Origin of the sequence: Salipiger sp. HF18 (assembly GCF_011806505.1) — a bacterium.
Taxonomy (GTDB): Bacteria; Pseudomonadota; Alphaproteobacteria; order Rhodobacterales; family Rhodobacteraceae; genus Salipiger; species Salipiger thiooxidans.
In genome coordinates this window covers 1-707 of the sequence record NZ_JAATOS010000938.1, presented here as the reverse complement: position 1 = coordinate 707, position 707 = coordinate 1, and the positions used below count along the sequence as shown (strand labels likewise).

Below are 707 nucleotides of genomic sequence, written 5' to 3'. Positions count from 1 at the left end.
CGGCGATCTCGACCTGGCAGACCTGTCGCGGCCCGAGGTTGCGCCACGCCTCCGACAGCACCCCGATCTCGAGCCCCCAGTCCGAGGGGATGCGCAGGTCGGGCAAGAGACCCGTGCGCAGCGCCATCTCGCCCGAGAGCGGGTAGCGGAAGGCGCGCAGGTAGTCGATGTAGTCACGGTCGCCGATGGTGCGCTTGAGCGCAATCAGCAGCGGCGAGACCAGCAGGCGGGTGACCCGTCCGTTCAGCTTGTTGTTGCCTACGCGGGGGTAGAAGCCCTTGGAAAGCTGGTAGGAAAACGTCGGGTTCGCCACCGGGTAGACCAGCCGGTCAAGCATCTCGCGCGTGTAGGTGACGATGTCGCAATCGTGGATCGCCATCACCGCGCTGTCGGCGCAGGAGATCAGATAGCCCATGCAGCCCCAGACGTTCTTGCCCTTGCCCGGCTCCTGCGGGGCGAGCCCCAGCGCCTCGAGCCGGCCCATGATCTGCAGCATGCGCGGGCTGTCGTTCCAGATCACCGTGGTTTGCTGCGGCAGCACCGAGAAGAACGCGCGGGCGTGGCGATACTGTGTCTCGTCGGCGCGGTCGAGCCCGACGATGATCCGGTGCAGGTAGCTGACCTTGCTCAGCTCGCGCAGGATGTTGGGCAGCGCGTCACCCTCGAGCTCGGAATAGAGCGAGGGCAGGATCAGCGAGATCCTGCGG

The 707-nt window shown here is 66.5% G+C and carries 1 pseudogene; it reads right to left on the bottom strand.

Going from position 1 to position 707, the window contains the following annotated elements:
- Nucleotides 1-707 (bottom strand): annotated as a pseudogene (locus tag HC022_RS28115) (glycosyl transferase); the annotation flags it as partial.